The organism is Streptomyces sp. NRRL WC-3549, from assembly GCF_000721935.1.
Classification (GTDB): domain Bacteria; phylum Actinomycetota; class Actinomycetes; order Streptomycetales; family Streptomycetaceae; genus Streptomyces.
Window position 1 is genome coordinate 6551 of the sequence record NZ_KL585445.1, and the last position, 2136, is coordinate 8686.

Consider the following 2136-nt stretch of genomic DNA (forward strand, 5'->3'; position numbering starts at 1 on the left):
GATGACCACGCGGGTCCGGCTGTCGACGGGCTCGACTTCGTACTCCACGGCGGCGATGGCGCGCTGAGTGAGGGAGACGAGGCGGGTGGAACGCACCCGGACGGTCGTACCGGCCGGGGAGGTCCACTCGCAGCTCCGCTCCAGCACGCCGCGCCTGAAGTCCAGCGTGCGTTCGTGCTTGCCGAGCCGCCCGTAGCGCAGGTCGAAGGGCTCGTCGTCGACCAGCAGCCGCAGCAGCTTGCCGTTGGTGACGTTGATGACGGTCTGGCCCGACTCGGGGTAGCCGTAGCCCGCTTCGGCGTAGGGCAGCGGGTGCAGTTCGTACACGCCGTTGAGGTAGCTGCCGGGCAGGCCGTGCGGTTCGCCCTCGTCGAGGTTGCCGCGCCAGCCGACATGCCCGTTGGACAGGGCGAAGACGGACTCGCTCTGCGCCAGGAGGTCGAGGTCGAGCGCCGTCTCGCGCACGCGCCAGGGCTCCACGGTGTACGTCCGGTTGGTGATCACGCGCGGCCTCCGAGTTCGGCGAGGTCCTTGACGACACGGTCGGCGCCGTGGGCGTAGAGGGCGTCGGTCTGCCCGACGCGGTCCACGCCGACGACGAATCCGAAGTGCCCGGATCGGCCCGCGTCCATGCCGGCCAGCGCGTCCTCGAAGACGGCGGCGCGGGACGGCTCGACGCCGAGGTCGCGGGCGGCGGCCAGGAAGGTGTCGGGGTGTGGTTTGCCCGGCAGTTTCCGTTCCCTGGCCACCACGCCGTCGATCCGTACGTCGAACAGCCGCTCGGCGTCGATGGAGTGCAGCACGTCGCGGGTGTTGGCGCTGGACGAGACGATCGCGGTGGCGAGCCCGGCGGCGCGGACCGCGTCGATGTAGCGCAGCGTGCCCTCGTACGGCTCCACGCCGTCGGTGCGGATCTTCTCCAGCAGGAGTTCGTTCTTGCGGTTGCCGACGCCGTTGACACTCTGCGCGTCCGGCGGATCGCCGGGGGTGCCCTCGGGCAACTCGATGCCGCGGGAGGCGAGGAAGGAGCGGACGCCGTCGGCGCGGGGGCGGCCGTCGACGTACTGGTCGTAGTCGGAGTCGGTGAAGGGGCGGAAGTCCGCTCCGTCCCGCTCGCGCAGGAAGGCGTCGAAGGTCGCCTTCCAGGCGGCGGCGTGCACCACCGCCGTCCTGGTGACCACCCCGTCGAGGTCGAAGAGGCAGGCCTGGATGTCTTCGGGAAGTCCGAGCTGCGTCGTCATACCCCCACAGTTCCCCGCCGGAGCCGGTCCGATCAGATGACACGCTGTGGAGTGCGCCGCAGACCTTCGACAACCTGCTCGTCGTGCCCGCCGCCTCCGCCGCCACCTTCTTCCGTGGTGACGCAAGGGCGCCTCAGGCCTACGGGTCCGGCCTTCGGGCCCGGCTCTGAACAGGTGGACGTCGTACGGGGGTTGGCAGGCTCGTCAGCATGCGAACTTCTCGATGGCCGCCGGGGTGACGGGGGTGAAGAAGTTGACGAGGTTGCCGTCGGGGTCACGGAACAGCAGCGACCGGTTGCCCCAGGGCATCGTGGTGGGCTCGGTGACGAAGTCGGTGACGAAGCCGGTCAGGTTCCGGTGCACGCGGTCCACGTCGTCGACGAGGAACTCGGTGATCACACTGTGGTTGTCCGCCGGGCGCGCGGAGCCCGGGGCGAACAGCGGGACGGTGCCGGTGCCGGCGATCGCGAGGGTGGCGCCCGCGGTCCTGAGTTCGGCGAAGTCTTCGGTGGCCCACGTCGCCCGCGCCCCTGTGGCCCGCTCGTAGAACTCGACGAGGCGCGCCACGTCGCTGGTGATGATGCGGATCGAGACGAACTGCATGGGGATCTCCTTGGCTGTACGGGAGGCGTGCACTGCGCAGACTAGGAGAGATAGTGGACAGAACCGGTCCTGTATTCACGTTAGGCTGCGAACATGTCCCGACCGACCGCCCGCGTGCTGACGCTCCTGGAGCTGCTGCAGTCGGGCGGCACCCGGACGGTGGCCGAGCTGGCCGGACGGCTCGGCGTCGAAGGGCGCACCGTGCGGCGGTATGTGGACCACCTGATCGACCTGGACGTGCCCGTGGAGTCGGTGCGCGGCCGCTACGGCGGGTACCGGCTCGCTCCCGGGT

At 70.2% G+C, this 2136-nt stretch carries 3 protein-coding genes and 1 pseudogene; 1 reads left to right on the top strand and 3 read right to left on the bottom strand.

Annotation, left to right across the window (positions count from 1 at the left end; all coding sequences use genetic code 11):
• The 3 genes and pseudogenes from IH13_RS0134210 to IH13_RS0134220 all read right to left on the bottom strand — a co-directional run.
• A pseudogene (locus IH13_RS0134210) lies at window positions 1-504 on the bottom strand (family 65 glycosyl hydrolase); the annotation flags it as partial.
• Window positions 501-1241 (bottom strand): beta-phosphoglucomutase family hydrolase, encoded by a 741-nt coding sequence (locus IH13_RS0134215; protein ID WP_031090735.1) that lies wholly within the window; start codon window positions 1239-1241, stop codon window positions 501-503. The gene IH13_RS0134215 and the pseudogene IH13_RS0134210, both read right to left, overlap by 4 nt.
• A gap of 204 nt (window positions 1242-1445) precedes the next feature.
• On the bottom strand, window positions 1446-1844 hold the full coding sequence (locus IH13_RS0134220) for a VOC family protein (RefSeq protein WP_031090737.1): 399 nt from the start codon (window positions 1842-1844) through the stop codon (window positions 1446-1448).
• A gap of 93 nt (window positions 1845-1937) precedes the next feature.
• Here IH13_RS0134220 and IH13_RS0134225 point away from each other — a divergent pair.
• The coding region (locus tag IH13_RS0134225) for a helix-turn-helix transcriptional regulator (RefSeq protein ID WP_031090739.1) at window positions 1938-2136 on the top strand (199 nt) is incomplete at its 3' end.